Source organism: Halolamina salina (assembly GCF_042678005.1).
Classification (GTDB): domain Archaea; phylum Halobacteriota; class Halobacteria; order Halobacteriales; family Haloferacaceae; genus Halolamina; species Halolamina salina.
The window spans coordinates 8,788-9,914 of the sequence record NZ_JBHUDH010000092.1; the positions used below are offsets into that span (position 1 = coordinate 8,788).

Here is a 1,127-nt window from a genome sequence, read left to right on the forward strand (position 1 = left end):
TCGACCTCCACACCGGCGGGAAGGAGATGCTGAGCCACACCGTCTACCTGAAAGGCGACGCGGAGTGTCGTGCGCTCGCGGAGGCGTTCGGCCACGACCTCCTGCTCGCCGAGGCAGCGGGCGAGGACGCCGACGCGGAGTGGGCCGACCGGAACTTCGGCGGGAAGCTCCGGGTCGCCGCCACCCAAGAGGGGATTCCGACGATCACGCCCGAACTCGCCCACAACACCGAACTGGTCGAGGACGCCATCGACGCCGGCGTCGCGGGGATGCTCGACACGCTCCGTCATCTCGACATGCTGCCGGGGGAGCCGGCGCCGACGAACGCCACGGTCGCACGGAACCACCTCGGCCGAGTGAAAGCCGACGACTCGGGGCTGTTCCACGTCGACGGCGACGTGGAACTCGGCGACTACGTGGAGCCGGGCGACCACGTCGGCGCCGTCCACGACCCCACGAGCTACGAGGTGCTGCAGGAGGTGACCGTCGACCGCGAGGGGATCGTCTACTCGCTGGAGCGGGAGGCGACCGTGACCGCGGGGTCGACGCTGGTCGGGGTCGCGCTGCCGCTGGCGGAGTAGGCGACCGAAACCGACTTCCGGGATTGCTGGGTATCTCGGGCCGCGCGAGGGTGGCCGAGTCAGGACAAAGGCGGCGGGCTTAAGACCCGCTCCCGTAGGGGTCCGTGGGTTCGAATCCCTCCCCTCGCATCGTCTCCGAACGACAGTGAGGAGCGATGCGTATCGGGGATTCGAAGCAGGGAGGTCGCGCGCAGCGAACGGAATGAGCGAGCACGTCCGACTGTGGTTCGAATCCCTCCCCTCGCATTTTCCGGGGCGATCGGTAGGAAGCGCCGAGATCGGTGCCGTCGCGGCACAAAGCCTTTCGGGAGCGCCTAATTAGATATAATTAGAATGCTCGGTGGCCTCGCGCGTCCGGACTACCATCTACTCTTCATCCCGTCCGCGCTGCTGTGTGGGATCGTGGCGGCCGTGCTCTCGCCGCTGTCGCTCGGCGCCGGCGCGGGCGTCGGGTCGCTGCTCGCGAGCGCCGCCGTCGTCGACGGCCTCGCACTCAACCCGCCGACGGAGAACTGAGTCGTCGCTGATCGAGTAAGTTTCAGCGAA

2 protein-coding genes and 1 tRNA gene are annotated in these 1,127 nt (G+C 68.0%); all 3 read left to right on the plus strand.

Features of this window, described 5'->3' with window-relative positions:
• Positions 1–581, plus strand: a 581-nt coding sequence (locus ACFR9S_RS08700; protein ID WP_379818436.1) for a succinylglutamate desuccinylase/aspartoacylase family protein, incomplete at its 5' end; no start/stop codon positions are given.
• Positions 582–625: 44 nt separating this feature from the next.
• Positions 626–710, plus strand: a tRNA-Leu gene (locus ACFR9S_RS08705).
• Positions 711–914: 204 nt separating this feature from the next.
• Complete coding sequence (locus ACFR9S_RS08710; RefSeq protein ID WP_379818438.1) at positions 915–1,097, plus strand: hypothetical protein; 183 nt, start codon at positions 915–917, stop codon at positions 1,095–1,097.
• Positions 1,098–1,127: the final 30 nt, after the last annotated feature.